Source organism: Beijerinckia sp. L45 (assembly GCF_009765775.1).
In the GTDB taxonomy this organism is placed as follows: Bacteria; Pseudomonadota; Alphaproteobacteria; order Rhizobiales; family Beijerinckiaceae; genus RH-AL1.
On record NZ_LMUU01000096.1, the window covers coordinates 830 to 1,549 of the forward strand.

At 60.8% G+C, this 720-nt stretch carries 1 protein-coding gene; it reads right to left on the reverse strand.

The window, feature by feature from the left end; all coding sequences use genetic code 11:
* Positions 1-264 precede the first annotated feature (264 nt).
* Entirely contained in the window at positions 265-465 is a 201-nt protein-coding gene (locus GSQ79_RS09700; protein ID WP_158808516.1) for a hypothetical protein, read from the reverse strand.
* Between the last annotated feature and the right edge of the window lie 255 nt (positions 466-720).

Below are 720 nucleotides of genomic sequence, written 5' to 3' on the forward strand. Positions count from 1 at the left end.
CGTTGCATGTCGAACGGCAGCTCACTGACTGGCGCGAGAAGGGCCAGAGGGTCGCCACGTGGTTCAGCGTTTTGGAAGCGACTGCGCTCGTGGAGGAAACAGGGCTCCAGGCGATCATCGTCCAGCTTGGGCTCTCGGCCACTTGAGGCTCGCCCAAAGCTGCAACTACGACGAGATCGTCGCGTCGGTCAGCGTCGTGGCGCAAGCTGATGGAACGGGCGCTGCGGGCTGAAGACAGGGCGCCTTTCCGTCCGCTCCGGCATTTCACAGTGGCGGGGGATGGTCGTTCAGCAAGGCTTTATACTCATCCCGATCGCGGCGCAGCTTGGTCAGCCATGCCCCGGCGGCTCTGGAGAGATCATCGCAAGCGCCTTGGTCCAGATCTGACTCAAGATGGGCTATCGCGGCATCGATTTCGATGAGCGCGTAGGTCCACGCATCGCGAAGGTGATCGATCGTCACCATGGCTGAGTCCAGTTGTCGGTCAGGGCTTTAACAAGAGGGTACGCTGACTACCTTGCGATGGCGAGTGCGGCATCTGCGTTCAGGCATGAGCGCGGCGCGCGCTCTATAGGGAGTTCTCCGACCAGAGGTCCGGTACTTGCTAACGTAGCCTGACATTGTGTCTGCCATCTCGGTCGGCCGCCTCCGAGATCGCTTCCATGCTGACCAGCGTATTCGAGAAGAGTTCATTCGACCCGGCACAGGCAGCGATCTTGA